This is a genomic window from Bacillus sp. FSL R7-0672 (assembly GCF_038601465.1).
Lineage (GTDB): Bacteria > Bacillota > Bacilli > Bacillales > Bacillaceae > Bacillus > Bacillus pumilus.
This window is the reverse complement of sequence record NZ_CP152010.1, coordinates 3,653,122-3,673,318: the sequence shown is the minus strand read 5'-3', so window position 1 is coordinate 3,673,318 and position 20,197 is coordinate 3,653,122. Positions and strand designations below refer to the sequence as shown.

The window sequence follows — 20,197 nt, the reverse complement described above, 5'->3', positions numbered from 1 at the left end:
CTCCTATGTATTTTTATAGCTGATGGATGCCCATCGCACGAAGCATCGTGTTAAATTTTGCAGATGTTTCGGCTAGCTCTTCTTCTGCCTTAGATCCTTTGACCACTCCTGCACCAGCAAAGAGGCGAAGGGATTGACCCTCAGCTTCTGCACAACGAATGGTGACAATCCAATCACCATCACCATTTGCATCTGCCCAGCCGATCATTCCTGTGAAAAATCCTCGATCGAAGGGTTCAATTGCTTGGATTGCTTCACGTGCATCTGCTGTAGGTGTTCCGCATACTGCGGGTGTTGGATGAAGGCTCAGCGCTAAATCAATTGAGGATACACTGGAATCTGCTAATTCACCTTTTACGACAGTAGATAAATGCCACATCGTTTCTGTTTGTATGACGGATGGTGATGCGGGCACATCTAACTTACGACAGTAAGGAGCAAGCGCTTTAGTGACAGCGTCGACAACCACTGCATGCTCGTGTAAATCCTTCGCTGAAGTAAGGAGTTCATCGTGACGGCGCTGGTCTTCTACTGGATCTGAACTACGCGGCCGAGAACCAGCGAGTGGATTGGAAATCACAGATGAACCCGTTTTTGAAAGAAGCAGCTCAGGACTTGCCCCAAGAAGTGTGCGCTTTTGGGAAGATGCCGGGTCAGCTACATTTGCAGCAAACGTATAGCCAGTTGTATTATGACGAGCCAGCCGTTCGAGTATTGCTTTCGTATGAATGTCTTGATTTGATTTGAGATGGAGAGATCGCGAGATGACGATTTTGCTAAGCTCTCCTTTTTCAATTTTAGCTAACCCTTCGTTCACACCATTCATGTAGACTTCAGGAGAGGGGACAGGTGTCACCTCATATGATGGCGATGTCACTTCCGATTCCTCATCACCTTGATGAAATTCGAGTGGATCACTAAACTGTACATGGATTGGCACATTTAAACGAACGGGTTGCGCCGGATCAAACGGAACAGCACCAGCAATAATCGGTGCTTGAATACCAGCTTGTTTGGCAGTGTCAAATACGTGCGCTACCCTTGTGGATAGTTCATTGAGCTGATTGGTTTCAATATGCTGGAAAATCCCTTCGGCAAGTATCGTGCGTTTAGGGGAAGCAAGGAAAAAAGCGCCTGGCTGATAGTCTTGAATCAACTGTTCTTTTTCTTCTGACGACAATAATGAATGTTTCATGAAAAGGCCTCCTTTTTGATAAAATGCTAGATTCCGAGTGTTGCGCCACCATCAATCGTGAGATTCTGCATCGTAATATGACTGGATTGTTCAGATGCAAAGAAGATGACTGCATCAGCGATGTTTTGAGGATCAGCGATTTTTTGTAAAGGAATACCGGTTTTATACGTCTCTAATGACCCTTTGATCACATGGTCTGCGCCTTGTTCATCAGACCATAAAGCCCATTGCATAGGTGTTGCGGTAGAGCCAGGAGAGACAACATTGCATCTGATTCCATAGTCTGCCAGCTCTAATCCAAGCGTTTTTGTAAAGGAAGTAGCTGCTGCCTTTGAAGCGGCATAGGCAGCCATATTCATTCTAGGAATGGCACCTGCGTTAGAGCTGACGGTCACAATGACCCCTGCTGATCTTTTCATCATGTATTTGGAGACAGCTTGTGATACATAAAAGACACCATGTGTGTTGACTGCGAAGGTTTGTTGCCAGTCATCTGCACTAAGCTGGTCAATAGAACTAATTCGAAGAATGCCTGCTACATTGACTAGTAAATAAATGGGTCCAAGCTGTTTTTCAATTTGATTGATAATGTGCTGAACAGATGCTTGATCGGTAATGTCACCTGGATAGGCAAAGGCACGTAAGCCTTCATCATTCATTTGATGGACGGTGCTTTGAAGCTGATCCTCATTTGCGTCAACTGCTGCAATGATCGCACCTTCGTCGGCTAGTCTTTTTGCGACTGCTTGTCCGATACCTTGCCCTGCTCCTGTGACAAGGGCAATCTTTTGAGATAGACCACTATGTTTCATACGTTCACTACCTTTCTTTCATGTCTCTGGTTGTTAAAAGATCATCATGATAGAGCGCAAAACGAAAAGCGTAATTCATCAGCACCGGTAAAACGGACGTATGTCCTTCTTCAGGGAACTCGTGATAGGCCGTATGTAAGCCATATGAGGATAAAGGCAGCATACGATTTGCTAGTGACTTTGCATGAGCATTCATTTGACATGGATGATGTTTTTCTAACTCACCTACACCTACAAGCAGCCTGACATTCATAGGCACCTGACGTATGCGGTTGGTGAATTGGTATTCTTTTTCTAGAAATAATTTTTTGTTCCAGTGGATAGAAGGACTGCCTGCAATATATGTCTGATAAGCATCAGGGTGCTCAAATAGTGTGTGTAATACAAAAAGACCGCCAAGAGAATGCCCAAACAGTGTTTGACGACTTAGGTTGATCGGAAAGCGTTGCTCGATATAAGGCTTCACAGTCTTTTCTAAAAAAGAAAAGAAAGCAGAGGCCCCGCCATATGTATGGATGGAGAAGTCTTTTCTTTTGCCCCCGATGGAAGCGTCAGGGCTGGAAAGAGTGAGATCATAATGCCTGAGCGGATGATAGGGCGCTTCTGTCTGATAGCCAATTCCAACAATGATGGCAGGTACGACACCTGTTTTTTCAGGTCTTCTTGACTGTAAACGAAGTGCTTCGACCATTGTGCCAAAAAGTGAATTCCCATCAAGCACGTACATGACTGGAAAACCAGCCGCTGGAGGAGTAGTATTCGGTTTAAATATAAAAAGTCTGTATGGGTGTGCTGTGATATCCAGTTGCTCCGTCCCATGTATAAAAAAAGGACGGCTTTCTCCGAAAAGTGAATCCTCAGTACCCATTCCTTCAGGGCGTTTGGACATATGTAGAAAATCCCCTTCCTCAAATTGACCCTCATACGATGATAAAAGCAGGCTTGCGGATATAGGATGAGTGTAGAGATTGAAGAATGGTTCCTTCAAATGAAAATGATTCTCAATTATCGCGCAAGCAAATCAAATGATAATGGTTATCAATTATGAAGTCAAATGTTCATTAAGTTGTGTAATTGATTTTTTTATTCTAATATTCAGAAAATAAAGGACTAACTCACTAACAAATGATTTGAAATAGGGAATATCGGACCTTGTCATTTAAAAATAGGAGAAATGTCAAAAGACCTTGACTGCCTCGGAATTTTTACCATTTTCTTCTGTTTGATACAGGAATAAATATGGGCTTTTCTTCTTGAAATGATTTTGAGGAAAAATAAGTCTATAGACTCATTTGTATTTTTAGGGACATTGAGGAGGATTTTGCGAAAAGTAGGTGATCTCATATCTCAAAACTGATTCAATAGTATGCACAGCTTTTTTAAGAGTGGCGAATGATAACAATTAAAAAAAGTAAGGGATGTGGAACTGACCCCATAAGATGAGACAAATAAAAAACACCTTCAAGTTTGAAAATGGATCGTTGTGATCCGAAATAAAACATGGAGGTGTTTTTTCTATGGGGACAAGAGTGAGTTATCCGGTTGAAGTCAAACAGAAGGCTGTAGAAATGAGATTGGCAGGCGTACCTATGAAAGAGATCATGCAGAAATTGAATATCAAGAATAAGACGCAGGTTCAGACATGGGTGAGGTGGCATAAGGCTGGGGATACACACCGGTTCGAACAGCCTGTTGGAAAACAATATACCTATGGAAAGGGTCCCGAGTACTCTTCCGAATTAGAGAGACTGCAGGCAGAAAATCGCTATTTGAGTCAACAGAATGAAGTTTTAAAAAAGTACAACGAATTGGAAAGGAAGTTGATAAGGAAACGTCAATCAAACTGGTAGAAGAATTGTGCAAAACGATGACGGTACAGGACATCTGTGTCCATTTAGGCATCTTACGTACTTCGTATTATAGATGGAAAAAGGATCTGACTCAGAATCATTCTAAAAGACAACTAGAGAAACAGGTCGGCACGTTGTGCCGAAAGCACAAATATCGATATGGTTATCGAAAAATCACAGCTATACTAAAAAGGAGAATGCGTATTAACCATAAAACTGTTCAACGCATCATGCAGAAAAACCAGTGGCAATGCCGGGTTAAAATGAAAAAGCGTAAGAAGAATGGGCAGCCCTATGCCGTGGCCAGTAATATACTGGATCGGAACTTTCAGTCTGATCGCCCTCTTGAAAAACTAGTAACGGACATCACGTATTTGCCTTATGGACAGAAACAATTGTACCTTTCCAGTATATTGGATTTATATAATGGAGAAGTGATTGCTTTTACGATTGGTGATAAGCAGGACACAGACTTTATCTTAAACACACTTAATCAGCTCCCAGCACTGCCTGAGAATTGCGTGTTACATAGCGATCAAGGTTCTGTGTATACATCTTACGAGTATCAGAAAGCTGTTCATATAAAAGGCATTACCATGAGCATGTCCCGTAAAGGGACGCCCGCTGATAATGCCTCCATCGAATCGTTTCATTCCTCACTAAAGTCTGAAACGTTCTATCTTAACAGGATTGACCGCACTACGACCAGCATCGTAGAACGCACTGTCAAAGAATACATTTATTATTATAACAACATCCGTATTCAAACGAAACTAAACAACCAATCACCGATAAACTATCGGCAATTGGCTGTATAAAGGTGTTTTGATCCCTGTCTCAAAAACGGGGGTCAGTCCCTGTACCCTTACTTTTTAATTCTGTAAACACCATTCAATTAGAATCCATCTGTGACATCATATTCGTAACGGATATCGGCTTTGACATTGCTCATAGTAGATCTCGCTGTAGCCTTTGCGTTGTACTTAAAGCTCCATTTTTGCGCGACTTTTAATTGATCTTCAAGAGAAATACGGTAAGAACCACTTGTTGCAGATGAAAAAATGGATTCGTTCCAAATCTTGTTTTCATCAGCCATCAGCTTGTGAGTAACATTTCCTTGGTTAGGCGATTGTGTACTCGTTGTTGAAATCGATTTAACGATTGCACTTCGGGGAATAGCCGTATGATTAGTTAAATCCATTGTAATGACAGAAGAATCAACTCCTAAAAAATTCAAAGAAGTATTCCCCAAGTTGGTAGCGGCCCCTGTAAAGTTGAATGTCGCATTTCCAGATTTAATTCGATCTTGAATGGAAACAGTAAAGTACATATTCCCTGTATATGTACCACGGATCACTTTCACAAAATAAGTTTCCGAAGTTGAAGTAACGTCACCAGTATTAGCAAAAATAAATGGTGTAATTGAATTAGGATTTATAACCTCGGACCCTGTCATAGATTGTTTTGAATTATACACTTCTATTTTCATACCTGTATAATTCTTATCATATGAACTTCGCACATAAACCCTTTCACCCTTATTGATCGTGAACTGATAATAAGCTTCATTTTCACCTTCAGGTAAGATTGTCGTATCTGGACGACTATATTTCCAATATCCCATTGAGCTTGCTGTGTTAGGACTGTTATTTCCTGTAATCGCTGCTTCTGCTGAATTAGGTGCAAAAAAACTAGTAACAAGCACTAATAATAATGCAGGTAATAAAAAACATTTGAAGATAGTATTTGTCATATTTTAACCCTCCTTGTAATAATTACTATATCGGATCAAAACTAACAAATTTTAACTGAATTGCCGATATATTTAATAATCACTAATTTTTCAAAAAAGGAGAATCAAAATGAATATTAATACGTCATACAGGGCAGCTACTTCAAACACTCATAAAGAAACAGATTCTAAAAACCAATCGACTATTAAAAGCACAAACGAGACGATGACCGAAGCAGATAAACGAATGAAGATACTTGATGAGAAATATCAAAAAATTAATGAACAAAATAAAAGATTCAATGATCCTCAAGACCACATATATAATAAGTATAGAAATCCATACTCCTCTTATTTCAGAAGTGATCTAACCAAGTCTGAAAGAGAAGCTGCGTACACTATGGAAATGAGTTGGGCAAGGAATAATAAGGGTGGGCAATATGACTTTAATGACGCCATCTTCCGTAATGAAAAACGGTACGATCCTACGCAAGAAAGTGTAGAAAAGAAAATATTCAATCGTCAAAAAGTGAATGAACAATTACAAGATTTATTCTCTAAAAACGGTATAACCATTCCTGAAAACACAAATTTAACTTTTACCATTGACCCAAATCATTTCAAATTAGTGGTGGGTGGATCAACAGATGAAACGCTGACCAAACAAATAGAAGATCTATTAAATACAAGCAACAATACAAGAGAATTGTTTTTCCATATCATGAAAAGCAGATCTGAAGATTCTACTCAATTCACGCCGGATTCTCTTGCCAAGTTCCATCTTGTGAATCAAATCAAAACGGTCACAGGCTACAATTTAAAGGATTTAAGCATTGTAAACGGTCAATTTGTAACGGATAAAGGGACGAATATTTTTGATATATACAAAGAAGATCTCCTGAAAAACCCATACACAGCAGAAAATGCACGAATTGCCGCTTCACATTACGGAGCACAGCTATTTGATCTAGCGAAAAACGGGTTTGATTCTATTCCCGATTTGGTGTTATCTATTGGTTATCAAAATGGGTCTTTACATGACATCGGACAAAAAGAAAATTATGGAGTGAAGAAAACGATAGATTAACAAAAGGTGAACGACAATAGATACAAATCCCATTAGCGACAATGAAGGACTCTATAACAATTGATGTTACAGAGTCTTTTCTATTGAGATGCGTTGGTTGGCTGTTCAACGAATCATCCTCATGGTAATTTTGACTATAGTCGATGTTTTTCACTTTTTTATTGATGAAAATGTTAAAATGATGAGTAGCGTATTTTTTTATGAAAGGACGGTGCTTGGCATGACGGAACTTCTCGATGACCGGCTGCCGCCGCAAAATATAGAAGCCGAGCAGGCCGTATTAGGTGCTGTTTTTTTAGAACCATCTGCGCTCACGCTCGCTTCTGAAGTATTAATTCCAGAGGATTTCTATAGAATGTCGCATCAAAAGATTTACAATGCGATGCTTGTACTTGGTGATAGAGGGGAACCGGTCGATCTTGTTACGGTGACTTCTGAACTGGCCAATACAGATTTACTAGAAGAGGTAGGCGGGATTTCGTATTTAACCGATATTGCGAACTCCGTCCCAACTGCCGCAAACATTGAATACTATGCAAAAATTGTAGAAGAGAAATCAATTTTAAGACGTCTGATCCGTACGGCGACAACCATTGCACAGGATGGGTACACGCGTGAGGATGAAGTAGAGGATCTGTTGAGTGATGCTGAAAAGACCATTATGGAAGTGGCGCAGCGTAAAAACTCAGGAGCCTTCCAAAACATTAAGGACGTTCTTGTTCAAACATATGATAATATTGAACAGCTTCATAACCGGAAAGGCGATATCACAGGGATTCCAACAGGTTTCTCCGAGCTTGACCGAATGACAGCTGGATTTCAGCGAAATGACTTAATCATTGTCGCGGCTCGTCCATCAGTAGGGAAAACGGCTTTCGCATTGAACATCGCACAAAATGTTGCGACCAAAACGGACGAAAGTGTCGCCATCTTTAGTTTAGAGATGGGGGCTGAGCAGCTCGTCATGCGTATGCTTTGTGCAGAGGGGAATATCAATGCACAGAACCTAAGAACCGGTAACCTGACAGAAGAAGACTGGGGCAAGCTGACAATGGCGATGGGCTCGCTATCAAATAGTGGGATTTTCATTGACGATACACCTGGAATCAGAGTAAGTGAAATTCGCTCGAAATGCCGCCGTTTGAAGCAAGAAAACGGTCTTGGCATGATCCTGATTGACTATTTACAGCTCATTCAAGGGAGCGGACGATCAAGCGATAACCGTCAGCAAGAGGTTTCTGAAATCTCTAGGGCATTAAAATCACTGGCAAGGGAGCTTGAAGTTCCAGTTATTGCTTTGTCTCAGCTTTCACGTGGAGTAGAGCAGCGTCAGGACAAACGTCCGATGATGTCTGATATCCGTGAATCAGGAAGTATCGAGCAGGATGCCGATATCGTGGCATTCCTTTATCGTGATGATTACTACGACAAAGAATCAGAGAATAAGAACATTATTGAAATCATCATTGCCAAACAGCGTAACGGCCCAGTTGGTACAGTATCACTGGCGTTCGTCAAAGAATATAACAAATTCGTCAACCTGGAAAGAAGATTTGACGATGCGGGTGTTCCGCCCGGTGCTTAAAGCCCAGCTCAAGAAGCTGGGCTTTTTTTGATGGATCTACATCGAAAGAATGATTGAAAAACGATCGAAATGAGGAGGAGAGAAAGACAGAGAAATCGTATACTAAAAGGAGAAAAGGAGTGATGACTGATGAAATTCCAACAGTTCGAAGCCGCTCAATTACGCATCGCACGCCCAACCGTCAACATGGAAGAGGTTGTGTCCTTTTATGAAGAAGGCTTAGGGCTCAAACGAATAGGTTCTTTTGATCAGCATGAAGGATATGATGGTGTCATGCTAGGACTTCCTCATCAGCATGTTCATTTAGAAATCACGAAGCATGAAGAAGAAGAAAGCCTGCCCGCTCCGCATCCAGAACAACTTCTTGTGTTCTATATTCCAGATGCTGAGGAATTTCAGCAAATGAAAGAGAGGTTGATCTCATTTGGCGGACGGCAAGTCACCTCTACAAATCCATATTGGGAACGGGGAGGAGCAACCATTGAAGATCCAGATGGGTATCGCATTGTGCTCATGAACACAGATGGAATCACCCCCGTTTAAAAAAAGACTCCCTTGCCCGGGAGTCTTTTCTGTTATGAACGAGGCGTGACACGCAGTTTCAGCTCTTTCAGTCCATACATGCTGCTGCTTGTCATCGGAACGTAAGAAAGGAGCTCTAACGCCTCATATCGTTCGATTAAAATCTTTATAGCTGTACATGCTTCAAGACGTGCCAGTGGTGCGCCAAGACAGAAATGGATGCCGTGCCCGAAACCAATATGAGGGTTAGGGTGGCGGTGTATATCGAATTCATGTGCGCTTGAAAATTGACGCTCATCTCGGTTGGCAGAAGCAAGAAACACAATCACATTGTCCCCCTTTTTCAACACTTTCCCTCCAAGCTCTGTATCTTTTGTGACATAACGGACGATCGTAGGAGCTGGTGCACGAAAACGGACGGCCTCTTCCACTGCACGTGGGATGAGTTCAGGTGATTGGGAGAGCGCTTCATACGCACCCGGCTGTTCTAACAAGCTGAAGATCATATTGGATATCAAGTTGGTAGTTGTTTCGTTGCCGGCTAAAAGAAGAAGATTACAAAATGGAATTAGTTCATCCGCTGACAGTTTGTCTCCATTCTCCTCCGCTTGAATAATGAGGGAAATCAAATCATCACCGAGGTTGTGACGTTTCTTTTCAATGGTGTCTGCAAAAAACGCCATCATGTCAGCTTCTCCTTTGTCACGTGTTTTCTGCCATTCAGCTACATCCTCCTCATTTTCACTTTTAGGCATGCTGACGAGAATATCTGACCATTCTTTAAAGGATTGTTTATGCTCTGACGGCACACCTAAAAGCTCTGCAATGACAATGACAGGAAGCGGATAAGAGATGTCTTGCACTAGGTCAATCTCTTTTTTTCCTTCAAGTTGTGCCATGAGTTCATCCATCAATTCTTGAATACGAGGCTCCCACAATTTCATGACTCGAGGAGTAAAGGCTTTGCTGACAATGGAGCGGATACGAGTGTGATTGGGAGGGTCCATCATCACCATTGTTTTCATCAGTGAATGCTTCCGCTGGTTTTTAGGAGGCTGACTCGAAAAGGTATCTTTATCGATTGTCACACGTTTTGCTTCCTCGTAGGTGAATACACTCCACGTTCGGCTGGCTTCGTCAAAATGAACAGGTGATGTCTGGCGCATGTTGGCATACCAATCAAATGGGTGATACGGGTCCTGCTTGTTTTTTCCTCTTAATAACGTTTTTTGCACGGCACTTGGGGTCGTTGTTTCCATGATCATCACTCCTTATAGGTTGTCAGATGCTTCCTTTTTTTCATTGTGTTAGATTAAAGTTAATTCATCAGCCTTGAGGATTCAACCAACAGAAAAGCGAAATCTGTTGAAGAAAATAGGAAGGGGAGAGGGGCTTGTGGCGGACTGCTACAGAGGGGATAAGCGCGCAACGGAATCAAAGCAGCAATTAAGAAAAGCATTATTTCAGTTATTAAGCGAGAAAGAATGGGGGAAGATTTCTGTACAGGATTTGACGAAAGTGGCGGGCATTCACCGCACGACCTTTTATCAGCATTATGAGGATAAATTTGATCTTGCCCAGCAGCTGATGGATGAGATGTTTGATGTGATGAAATGTGCCATTTTTGCGCCTGTACAAGAAGGTGATTTGGAAAAAAAACATGCAGCATATGTATATATTTTTCGATTTTATCAGCATTTGCAAGAACACGAAGAGGAGTATCAAATTCTCTTGAAACGAGGACGAGAGCTCAATATTCATGAAACGGTTCGTGCTTTTTTTGAAGAAAGCTTTTCTTTGGGGGTAAAGGGGGTTGCAGGCTCAAAACCTGATCCGCATCTCGTTCCTATCGACATGCAGAAGCAATTCGTCATTTCGGCTTACGTTGGAACAGCTGAATGGTGGCTGAGGACAGGGAGACCGTACTCACCTGATTTTATGGCAAGCTCGATGATTCATTTAATTGAAAATCAATAGAAAGTAAGAATAATCAAAATCGTTGTTTTTACTCAAAATCTCCCTTTTTAAGCGCAGAAGAAGTGATTAAAGCGCTTTTTCTCATATTTAAAACGAACAAAATTTGATTTCGAGATATTAATGTTCGGATTTAGCGTTGACTTTTTCGTTTTGCATTGATAAAATAAATGTGTTTGAAAGAGATAACGTTTTGAAAGGTTAACGGAGGTGCACGATATGTCTTCAGTAGTCGTAGTAGGTACGCAGTGGGGTGACGAAGGGAAAGGGAAAATTACCGATTTCCTTTCAGAAAATGCAGAGGTGATTGCCCGTTATCAAGGGGGAAACAATGCAGGTCACACGATCAAATTTGATGGAGTGACTTACAAGCTACACCTCATTCCGTCCGGTATTTTTTATAAAGAAAAAACTTGTGTCATCGGTAATGGAATGGTGGTTGATCCTAAAGCGTTGGTCACTGAGCTTGCGTATCTTCACGAACGGAATGTGAGTACAGATAACCTCAGAATCAGCAATAGAGCCCATGTGATTTTGCCTTACCATTTAAAATTGGACGAGGTAGAAGAAGAGCGGAAAGGGGCTAACAAGATCGGTACGACGAAAAAAGGAATCGGACCAGCTTATATGGACAAAGCAGCTCGTATCGGTATCCGTGTCGCAGATCTATTAGATCGTGAAGTATTTGAAGAGAAGCTTGCACGTAATCTAGAAGAGAAAAATCGTCTTTTAGAGAAAATGTACGACGCAGAAGGCTTCAAGATTGAAGATATTTTAGACGAGTATTATGAATATGGCCAGCAAGTGAAAAAATATGTCGTGGACACATCTGTTGTCTTGAATGACGCACTAGATGAAGGCCGCCGCGTGCTATTTGAAGGAGCACAAGGTGTGATGCTTGATATCGATCAAGGGACATATCCATTTGTTACGTCATCTAACCCAGTGGCTGGAGGAGTGACGATTGGTTCTGGTGTAGGACCGACGAAAATTCAACATGTGGTCGGCGTGTCAAAAGCGTACACAACACGTGTTGGAGATGGCCCATTCCCGACAGAACTCCATGATGAAATTGGTGATCAAATCCGTGAGGTTGGCCGTGAATACGGTACAACAACTGGACGCCCGCGCCGTGTTGGCTGGTTTGACAGTGTTGTTGTCCGTCATGCGCGCCGTGTGAGCGGTATTACAGATTTATCTCTGAACTCAATCGATGTACTGACAGGGATTGAGAAATTGAAAATCTGTGTCGCTTATAAATTGAACGGAGAAATCACAGAAGAATTCCCAGCAAGTCTAAAGGAACTAGCGAAATGTGAGCCTGTCTACGAAGAAATGCCAGGATGGACAGAGGATATTACAGGCGTGAAGAATTTAAGCGAACTGCCTGAAAATGCCCGTCATTATTTAGAGCGCATTTCACAATTAACAGGTATTCCACTTTCCATTTTCTCAGTCGGTCCAGATCGTTCACAAACGAACGTTGTCCGCAGCGTGTACCGTCCATAATCATAGACTGATCAGACACCAGTAAAATTGCACATTTTACTGGTGTCTTTTTGTTTAAATATTTCTTAATTTCAGTAGAACAAGCTTCCGATCATTACCAAAATATGATAACTGTATAGGGGGAAGGAGCGTTCTAGTGAAAGAAAGAATAAGATTATTAGATATTTTAAGAGGTTTTGCCATATTAGGTACATTGGGAACGAACGTCTGGTTTTTTGCGTATGCAGGGGATACCTTTGCGACAGATCAGATTGCAGATGAATATGAACATGGCAGTTTTCTAGAAAGCCTTGTTTCCATGTTCGTCTATGGGAAAATGCTCTCACTGCTTACCATCATGTTCGGTGTAGGGCTAGAGCTGAAATACCAGCAGGCCAAAAGAAAAAACACGCCTTGGCCGGGTACATATTTATGGATTCTTTTATTTTTATTTATCGAAGGCTTTGTCCATTTTGCACTTGTGATGGAATATGATGTGCTCATGAGTTACGCTGTCACCGGTTTGCTTGTGGCATTTATTGTACGAGGAGGGAGCAAGCGTATCAAAAGAGGCATGATCTTCTCTGGAGTCATTCATCTGCTTGTTCTGTCCTGTCTGATGGTGTTTGCCCTCTCTGAAATGGACACCGCATCGTATGATCAAAGTAGTGAACCGGCGCTGGAAGAGAAGCTGCCAGAGACATGGATCTCGCAGGTTCAAGAACGATTACAACACTTTTTCATGTACCGTGAGGAAGCGATCTTTATCGTTCCAATGAACACATTTTTGTTTTTATTAGGGGTGCGGATGATGAGAGCCGGTGTATTTTATGCAAATGAACGCGGGCAATCTCTGCGGAAAAGATTATTCCGAATCGGTCTGTGGGTGGGTTTGCCGCTGAATGCACTTGTCTTCGTTCCGAACGAACTAGTGGAATTCGTTGTGCGCTATGCGTTTTCGCCATTCCTCTCTCTTTTCTATATCGCTGTCATTGCGAAGCTCTTGGCGCATACGGAGTCATGGTTCATGTGGAATTGGTTTGAATATGTAGGGAAAATGGCGCTCAGCTGTTACATCCTGCAAAATGTCATCTGCTCGGTTCTTTTTTATAGCTGGGGATTGGGTCTTGGCGGGCAAATCAACGCCCCTCTTATCATATTGGCATGGCTGCTCATTTCACTTCTGCAAATCGCCATATCAGCATGTCGTCTAAAGGTTTGGGGAATTGGTCCAATGGAATATATTCGTTCGCAGGCACTTCGCCGGGTGACGATGAAGAAAGCAGCATAAAGGGGAATCGTTACAATGTTTTTCAAAAAAAGTACGAAAAAAGAACAAGCGAATGCACATAAAGCAGCAGGACCGGCATTTATCTTTTATCTTCTCGCATTAGGAGGACATTCGCTGTACTCTTATTTCCAGGATGATAAACCACCCGTCACTTTTGTGATTCTCATGTCGGGTCTCCTTGTATTTTTCGCCGCAGACTGGATATATAATAAAAGGAATTCATAAAAGAAGCCCTCGTCATGAGGACTTCTTTCTTATTTCAGCTTTTATATTGGCCTTTTAAGTTTTTGCGGATGTACTGAATGATTTTGCGCAGTTCGTTGGCATGCGGTCTGCCAAACGGACTTGTTTGTCTTTGCTGATAGAGGACTTGGCCCTTTTCGTTTAGTAAGAAATAGGCAGGTTCCCCGTGCACTCCGTGATCTTCATAAGGAGCATCTTCTCCGTGATAGTGGACTTCATATGCTTTTAATGAAGTGAGGTCCTTGTCAGACATGATTGGGAAGGATAGTCCTTCTTTATCGGCAAATTCCTTCAAGTCATCAGAATGATCCGTTGAAATCGCCATTAAGTGGATATCCTTGTCTTGAAAGTATGATTGCTGCTGTTCAAGCTCTTTCAATTCTTCTACACATACTGGGCACCATGAGCCTCTAAAGAAGACGATGAGGTGCCAGCTTTGATGCTCCTCTAAATGTTTGTGAAAATCAATATGTTCGCCCTGAATGGTTGGAAGTGAAAAATTGGGCATTTTATCTCCTAATTTAAATGAACTCATACTGCTTCCTCCTTTTTCAATCACAATGTCACTTGTATCATGTATAACCAATTTCGGGCGGTCTAAAACGTTTCTATGTGCTTGAATAGGCAGAGGTCATGAAAAGAGGCAGTAAAAATGAAGGCGGTTGCAAATAGAAGGGCTTTGGCGGGAGATTTCAAATCCGACACTTTTTTTAAAAAAATGTCGAAAAACGTATTGCCATATGTAATTACTCTATGATATTATAAATCTCGTTGTTGCAAAGGTCTCTGAAACTTGTTAGGATGCGATGTTCCAGCTTTTTTAAAGCGATTGGTTTGACGCAATACAACTTCTTCAGAATTACTTTTCACAAACCGAGAGCCATTAGCTCAGTTGGTAGAGCATCTGACTTTTAATCAGAGGGTCGAAGGTTCGAGTCCTTCATGGCTCACCATGTATTGGCCCGTTGGTCAAGCGGTTAAGACACCGCCCTTTCACGGCGGTAACACGGGTTCGAATCCCGTACGGGTCATTGATTTACTTTAGCGTTAAGCTAATTTTTCCTCACTTGCTTGAAGGAGCACCACGATTGCTTTTTCGGGCAAGTTACTGAGGTCCGGTAGTTCAGTTGGTTAGAATGCCTGCCTGTCACGCAGGAGGTCGCGGGTTCGAGTCCCGTCCGGACCGCCATTTATACATATTCATCTTTTTGATGATGGCTCGGTAGCTCAGTTGGTAGAGCAACGGACTGAAAATCCGTGTGTCGGCGGTTCGATTCCGTCCCGAGCCACTTCCAAACGCATCTGCAATCGCAGGTGCGTTTTTATTTTATGAAAAAAAGGCATAAAAAGGGAGAAGCCGGACCTAGGTAGGGCCCGGCTCCATAAGAAGAAGACGTTACATCTATATAGACGATTGGTGACTGGAAAAGTTTCGATAAAAAAGGAAAAAAGCCATCAATTTTTTTTGAGAGGTGACTTCCTATCCAACGTTTACTAGAAAAGAAAGCCGTTATTATTTTTATCTTTGCCACGTAAAGCGTTATAATAGACAGTGAGCCTTTTTTGCTCAAATGAAAAAGGTCTGATGAGACATGCAAAAATGGAATGACATAGATGCTAAAAATGCAGGAGGAAATCACAATGGAAAAAAAGATTCTTGTCGTAGATGATGAAAAACCGATTGCTGATATATTGGAATTTAACTTAAGAAAAGAGGGCTATGAGGTTCATTGTGCATATGACGGCAATGAAGCCCTTGAAATGGTAGAAGAAATCAAACCGGACATTATTCTGCTCGACATTATGCTACCGAACAAAGATGGCGTTGAGGTATGCCGTGAAGTGAGAAAGAAATATGACATGCCGATTATCATGCTGACAGCAAAAGACTCTGAAATTGATAAAGTCATCGGTCTTGAGCTTGGCGCAGATGATTATGTGACGAAGCCATTTAGCACGCGCGAGCTGCTTGCCCGTGTGAAAGCGAATTTGAGAAGACAAATTGCTACGCCGCAGACAGAGGAAGAATCTGAATCAAATGATATTGAAATTGGATCACTTGTCATTTATCCAGATGCGTATGTAGTGTCTAAGCGCGAGGAAACGATTGAATTGACGCACCGTGAGTTCGAATTGCTTCATTACTTAGCGAAACATATCGGACAGGTCATGACACGTGAGCACTTGCTGCAAACCGTTTGGGGCTACGATTACTTCGGGGATGTCCGTACAGTAGACGTCACCGTCCGCCGTCTTCGTGAGAAAATTGAAGACAACCCTAGCCACCCGAGCTGGATCGTGACAAGACGAGGCGTCGGCTACTATTTAAGAAACCCAGAGCAGGACTAAGATTCTTATGAATAAAGTAGGTTTTTTTCGCTCGATTCACTTTAAATTGACCTTAATTTACGTGCTGCTGATCATCGTCGCCATGCAGATCATTGGCGTGTACTTTGTGAAGCAGCTAGAGCAGTCCTTAATTAATTCATATGATAATTCCTTGAATCAGCGAATCTACTCGTTATCGTATTACCTAGAACAAGATTCATCGAAAAGCAAGGCAGAATTAAAAGAGGATGCTCAAAAGATATTAAACGACTTTAACAACAAAGATGAATCTAATGAAATTTCTGAAGTCAGCTATATTGATGAAAGCAGAGAGGTGATTGCCTCTGTGAATAACGGCAGTCAGGAGATTGCCGGCAAGAAAATCACAGATCAAATCATTAGCCGTATTTTCGCAGTAGGCAAAGACTATGAAAAGAAATTCTATGACCCAGAATCCAATAAACGGGTGCGTATCTCTGCGACAGCCGTGAAAAATGAAAACCAAGAAACTGTCGGTGTGATTTATGTTGTGTCTTCGATGGAGAGCGTGTTTAACCAAATGCGAACCATTAACACCATTTTGGCAACTGGCACACTGATCGCACTTGGGACGACCGCACTACTTGGAATTTTCATCTTTAGAACAATCACTCATCCTATTTCGGATATGAGGAAGCAAGCGATCGAGCTCGCCAAAGGGAACTTTTCCAGAAAGGTTCGAAAGTATGGACATGACGAGATTGGCCAGCTTGCGACAACCTTTAACCATCTGACGAGAGAGCTGGAGGAAGCGCAGCTGATGACGGAGGGTGAGCGGAAAAAGCTTTCTTCTGTCATTGCCTATATGACAGATGGCGTCATTGCTACGAATCAAAACGGTGCCATTATTCTATTAAACAGCCCAGCATTAGAGCTTCTGAATGTTTCACGTGAAACAGCACTAGAGATGCCTATTACGTCATTACTGGGCCTCGAGGACACGCATACCTTTGAAGATTTAGTCGAAAATCAAGATTCCATGCTGATAGAAATCGAACGCGAAGATCAGCTGTCTGTTTTGCGTGTCAATTTCTCAGTGATTCAGAAAGAGCATGGGAAGATTGATGGTTTAATTGCGGTCATTTATGACGTCACAGAGCAGGAGAAAATCGATGCAGAACGCCGTGAATTCGTCGCAAACGTATCACATGAGCTGCGCACACCGCTGACGACGATGCGAAGCTATCTTGAGGCTCTGGCTGAAGGCGCAATTGGTGATAAAGAGCTTGCGCCAAGGTTCCTCAGTGTTACGCAAAATGAAACAGAGCGCATGATCCGGCTTGTTAATGACCTGCTGCAGCTGTCTAAGTTCGACAGCAAAGATTATCAATTCAACCGTGAGTGGACGAATTTTATCAGATTTATCTCATTGGTCATTGATCGTTTTGAAATGACAAAGGAGCAGCATGTCGAGTTTATTCGCAATCTTCCGCAACGTGAAATATATGTGGAAATTGATCAAGATAAAATCACACAAGTGCTCGATAATATCATTTCCAATGCTATGAAATACTCGCCAGAGGGTGGACATATCACGTTTACCGTTGATCTGGATGAGGAGAATGGTCTTGTATTATTCAGCGTCAAAGATGAAGGGATCGGTATTCCGAAGAAGGATATGGATAAAATCTTTGAACGTTTTTATCGAGTGGATAAGGCGAGAACAAGAAAACTTGGCGGAACCGGCCTAGGCCTTGCGATTGCAAAAGAAATGGTTCAGGCTCATGGCGGAGATATTTGGGCTGACAGCATTGAAGGAAAAGGAACAACAGTGACCTTTACCCTTCCGTACAATGAAGAACAAGAGGATGATTGGGATGAAGCGTGAGACCTTTAAAACCATAATATTGACAATCCTAATTGCGATCAGTCTTGTGTTTACGTGGAATATTTGGATGTTCCAGCCCGTCATGCAGGACCAGGCAGATGCCGGCACTAAGGTCGTGGAAACGAAGAAGATATCAAGCGATGAGCCTAGAAGCCTCATTGATGTCGTGAAGCCGCGGGAGATGTTCATCCATTCAAATGGGGAGCATTTTAAAGTGGATCAAAAGGAACTCTTTCAAAACTTCTGGAATGATGTGAGCCTTTGGGATGTGAAAGAGATTTCGGATGTGTCAGATCAATATTCGGAGCAGAAATTTAAGAATTTCTTCTATGGAAGCGGAGGACAGGGGAAGACATTGGATCTTGTGTTCAATGACCCGATTCCGATTGATATTTTCCAAGCGTTGTTTAAATGGCCGAATAAGTCCATTGAATACAATTCGTTTGACCGGATGATTGTGCCGTTCTCCCAGCAGGACAAGGCCAATAAGAAAGTTTATTTGGTTTCATACAGCAAGGAAACGGTGCTTGAGCTGACAATAGAGTCTGCTAACTATCGGAATCTCATGGACAGTATCGCAGCCGCTCAAAACGAGATGCCGCACTATGATCTCTATACATTCTCAGCGAATTCGAAACGAGATTTCCTCCTTCCGAGAAAGCAAAAGCAGCTTGAAGCAAAAATGTTCTTTATCGAAACGATTAAGACAAGCAAATTCAAGGACGCTTTGTTTACGGATCCGAGTCTAGTCGGCGAGGAGTCTAATTTAAACCGAACGGTGTACACAGATGGCACAAGCCGCCTTGAAGCCAATCAAAAAGACCACCGCATCCAATATCAACATCGCAATATCAACAGCAGCACCGTTTTCCAAACGGGCGATTTGATCAAGCGAAGTGTGAAGTATTTCAATGATACGGGGAGCTTTACCGATGACTATCAATACTTTGGCATCAATAGCAACCAGCAGCTTTCCTTTAATATGTTTATGGATGGCCTACCGATCGTCAACAGTACAAAGCACCCATTTGGGATGACCTCTCTTGAAGTACAGTGGGCGAATGACGACATCTTGAATTACAAGCGTCCAAACTATATTCTAGGCAACAAAGCGAGTCAGAGCGAACAGGTCAAGCTGATGAATGGGACAGAGCTGAAAGACTTAATCGTCAAGCAGACGAAATATGATGACCTTGAGAAAATTGAACAAATTTTCCCGGCCTATCAAGCTGCTTCCACCGCATCAGATCAAGATCAAGCGATGTTTGTCTGGCTGGAGCCAGTATGGTGCATGAAATACAATGGCAAAACCGTGATTCTATCGCATGATTTGTTGACAGAGGGGGGCGAGAATCATGGAGTGGAATAAGACCAAAACGATCTTTATCCTAGCCTTTCTCGTTCTCGATATCTTTCTAGGTTTTCAATACTTTGAAAAACGATCAACCGATCATTTTGCGATTATCGAAAAAACGGATACGCTGGAAGAAATGAAGGCAGACGGGATCAAATATGGCAATCTATCAGATGAAGCGAAGATTGGCTACCGCATTACAGCTGAAAAGAAGCAATATACGAAAAAGGATGTCGACCAATTAGCTGATCAAAAGGCGAAAAGCACATTCCCGAAAACAGACAAAGATGATCCTGTCACGCTGCTTGAAATGACTTTCAATAAACCAGTGGCCTTGCCGAAAAAAGATATGAAAACAGCGGCGGCAAATCTGGTGAACCAGCGTTTGCTGGATGGGAAGAATTATAAGCTGTGGAGTATTGATGAAGAGACAGGGAAAATCGTCTTTTTCCAAACGTATAAAGGGAAATACATTTTCCAAGAGGGGCTTGATGACTCCGAAACCATCGGAAAAATCACCCTAGATCTAAATGATAAAAACGAGGTCGTATCGTATCAGCAGTCGATGGTGACATCGATTAATGAAGTGAGAAAAGAAACCCTAGTGCCAGCGCTTGAAACTGTGAAGGATTTATATACGCAAAACATGCTGAGCCAAAACACGACCGTGAAAAAGGTAGAGCTGGGCTACTATACGCAATACCCAGGTGCAAGCACGCAGGTCATGGTGCCTGTATGGCGAGTCGAGCTTGAAGGCGTATCAGCTAGTTCAAAGAAAAAGACAGAAGAAGAATATTTGATCAATGCCATTGATGGCTCAACACTTGATCATATAGAGAAAGATGACAAATCCTCAATGGAGTGAGAGA

At 42.1% G+C, this 20,197-nt stretch carries 18 protein-coding genes and 4 tRNA genes; 16 read left to right on the top strand and 6 right to left on the bottom strand.

Features of this window, described 5'->3' with window-relative positions; genetic code table 11:
• Positions 1 to 13 precede the first annotated feature (13 nt).
• The 3 genes from dhbC to MKY18_RS18695 are packed head-to-tail and all read right to left on the bottom strand — an operon-like array spanning position 14 to position 2,896.
• The gene (gene dhbC / locus MKY18_RS18705; RefSeq protein ID WP_342497646.1) at positions 14 to 1,195 is read right to left on the bottom strand and encodes an isochorismate synthase DhbC; all 1,182 of its coding nucleotides are present in this window, start codon (positions 1,193 to 1,195) and stop codon (positions 14 to 16) included.
• Positions 1,196 to 1,221: 26 nt separating this feature from the next.
• The gene (locus tag MKY18_RS18700; protein ID WP_003215196.1) at positions 1,222 to 2,007 is read right to left on the bottom strand and encodes a 2,3-dihydro-2,3-dihydroxybenzoate dehydrogenase; all 786 of its coding nucleotides are present in this window, start codon (positions 2,005 to 2,007) and stop codon (positions 1,222 to 1,224) included.
• 7 nt (positions 2,008 to 2,014) lie between these two features.
• Positions 2,015 to 2,896: an alpha/beta hydrolase-fold protein gene (locus MKY18_RS18695; RefSeq protein WP_185108504.1), complete on the bottom strand. Its 882-nt coding sequence runs from the start codon at positions 2,894 to 2,896 to the stop codon at positions 2,015 to 2,017.
• A 628-nt stretch (positions 2,897 to 3,524) separates the two neighbouring features.
• On the opposite strand from MKY18_RS18695, the gene MKY18_RS18690 reads away from it, so the two are divergent.
• A protein-coding gene (locus tag MKY18_RS18690) for an IS3 family transposase (RefSeq protein WP_185108217.1) occupies positions 3,525 to 4,675 on the top strand; the annotation gives its coding sequence in 2 pieces (ribosomal slippage) (positions 3,525 to 3,798 and positions 3,798 to 4,675; 1,152 coding nt in all).
• Positions 4,676 to 4,752: 77 nt separating this feature from the next.
• On the opposite strand, the gene MKY18_RS18685 is transcribed toward MKY18_RS18690, so the two are convergent.
• Positions 4,753 to 5,610 carry a hypothetical protein gene (locus MKY18_RS18685; RefSeq protein WP_185108215.1) on the bottom strand — a complete coding sequence of 286 codons (858 nt, stop codon included), beginning with the start codon at positions 5,608 to 5,610 and terminating at the stop codon, positions 4,753 to 4,755.
• A 109-nt stretch (positions 5,611 to 5,719) separates the two neighbouring features.
• Between MKY18_RS18685 and MKY18_RS18680 the strand changes: the two genes are divergently transcribed.
• The 3 genes from MKY18_RS18680 (at position 5,720) to MKY18_RS18670 (ending at position 8,804) form a co-directional block, all read left to right on the top strand.
• The gene (locus tag MKY18_RS18680) at positions 5,720 to 6,676 is read left to right on the top strand and encodes a DUF4885 family protein (protein ID WP_185108213.1); all 957 of its coding nucleotides are present in this window, start codon (positions 5,720 to 5,722) and stop codon (positions 6,674 to 6,676) included.
• 220 nt (positions 6,677 to 6,896) lie between these two features.
• Positions 6,897 to 8,261, top strand: a complete 1,365-nt coding sequence (gene dnaB / locus MKY18_RS18675; RefSeq protein ID WP_003214779.1) for a replicative DNA helicase — start codon at positions 6,897 to 6,899, stop codon at positions 8,259 to 8,261.
• 129 nt (positions 8,262 to 8,390) lie between these two features.
• Positions 8,391 to 8,804 carry a VOC family protein gene (locus tag MKY18_RS18670; RefSeq protein WP_044139061.1) on the top strand — a complete coding sequence of 138 codons (414 nt, stop codon included), beginning with the start codon at positions 8,391 to 8,393 and terminating at the stop codon, positions 8,802 to 8,804.
• 32 nt (positions 8,805 to 8,836) lie between these two features.
• Here the strand turns inward: MKY18_RS18670 and MKY18_RS18665 are convergent, their stop codons facing one another.
• Entirely contained in the window at positions 8,837 to 10,042 is a 1,206-nt protein-coding gene (locus MKY18_RS18665; RefSeq protein WP_113767964.1) for a cytochrome P450, read from the bottom strand.
• 136 nt (positions 10,043 to 10,178) lie between these two features.
• Between MKY18_RS18665 and MKY18_RS18660 the strand changes: the two genes are divergently transcribed.
• The 4 genes from MKY18_RS18660 to MKY18_RS18645 all read left to right on the top strand — a co-directional run bounded on the left by MKY18_RS18660 (position 10,179) and on the right by MKY18_RS18645 (position 13,761).
• A complete protein-coding gene (locus MKY18_RS18660) occupies positions 10,179 to 10,760 on the top strand; it encodes a TetR/AcrR family transcriptional regulator (RefSeq protein WP_342497645.1) in 582 nt (193 codons plus the stop codon).
• Between the two features lie 216 nt (positions 10,761 to 10,976).
• Positions 10,977 to 12,266, top strand: a complete 1,290-nt coding sequence (locus MKY18_RS18655) for an adenylosuccinate synthase (RefSeq protein ID WP_113767962.1) — start codon at positions 10,977 to 10,979, stop codon at positions 12,264 to 12,266.
• 136 nt (positions 12,267 to 12,402) lie between these two features.
• Entirely contained in the window at positions 12,403 to 13,536 is a 1,134-nt protein-coding gene (locus MKY18_RS18650) for a DUF418 domain-containing protein (RefSeq protein ID WP_342497644.1), read from the top strand.
• A gap of 15 nt (positions 13,537 to 13,551) precedes the next feature.
• On the top strand, positions 13,552 to 13,761 hold the full coding sequence (locus tag MKY18_RS18645; RefSeq protein WP_065097597.1) for a hypothetical protein: 210 nt from the start codon (positions 13,552 to 13,554) through the stop codon (positions 13,759 to 13,761).
• Positions 13,762 to 13,795: 34 nt separating this feature from the next.
• Here MKY18_RS18645 and MKY18_RS18640 read toward each other — a convergent pair whose 3' ends face one another.
• On the bottom strand, positions 13,796 to 14,314 hold the full coding sequence (locus tag MKY18_RS18640; protein ID WP_065097598.1) for a peroxiredoxin family protein: 519 nt from the start codon (positions 14,312 to 14,314) through the stop codon (positions 13,796 to 13,798).
• A gap of 342 nt (positions 14,315 to 14,656) precedes the next feature.
• Here MKY18_RS18640 and MKY18_RS18635 point away from each other — a divergent pair.
• The 8 genes from MKY18_RS18635 (at position 14,657) to yycI (ending at position 20,193) form a co-directional block, all read left to right on the top strand.
• Positions 14,657 to 14,732, top strand: a tRNA-Lys gene (locus tag MKY18_RS18635).
• A 6-nt stretch (positions 14,733 to 14,738) separates the two neighbouring features.
• Positions 14,739 to 14,810: transfer RNA gene (locus MKY18_RS18630), tRNA-Glu, on the top strand.
• Positions 14,811 to 14,891: 81 nt separating this feature from the next.
• Positions 14,892 to 14,968: transfer RNA gene (locus MKY18_RS18625), tRNA-Asp, on the top strand.
• Positions 14,969 to 14,995: 27 nt separating this feature from the next.
• Positions 14,996 to 15,068, top strand: a tRNA-Phe gene (locus MKY18_RS18620).
• A 352-nt stretch (positions 15,069 to 15,420) separates the two neighbouring features.
• The gene (gene yycF, locus MKY18_RS18615; RefSeq protein ID WP_003215017.1) at positions 15,421 to 16,128 is read left to right on the top strand and encodes a response regulator YycF; all 708 of its coding nucleotides are present in this window, start codon (positions 15,421 to 15,423) and stop codon (positions 16,126 to 16,128) included.
• A 7-nt stretch (positions 16,129 to 16,135) separates the two neighbouring features.
• Positions 16,136 to 17,974: a cell wall metabolism sensor histidine kinase WalK gene (gene walK, locus MKY18_RS18610; RefSeq protein WP_050944648.1), complete on the top strand. Its 1,839-nt coding sequence runs from the start codon at positions 16,136 to 16,138 to the stop codon at positions 17,972 to 17,974.
• Positions 17,964 to 19,343 carry a two-component system activity regulator YycH gene (gene yycH / locus MKY18_RS18605; RefSeq protein ID WP_342497643.1) on the top strand — a complete coding sequence of 460 codons (1,380 nt, stop codon included), beginning with the start codon at positions 17,964 to 17,966 and terminating at the stop codon, positions 19,341 to 19,343. Before walK ends, yycH begins: the two co-directional genes overlap by 11 nt.
• Positions 19,330 to 20,193, top strand: coding sequence for a two-component system regulatory protein YycI (gene yycI / locus MKY18_RS18600; RefSeq protein WP_126741536.1), 864 nt, complete (start codon positions 19,330 to 19,332; stop codon positions 20,191 to 20,193). The genes yycH and yycI overlap by 14 nt, the downstream gene beginning before the upstream one ends.
• The last annotated feature ends 4 nt before the right edge of the window (positions 20,194 to 20,197 follow it).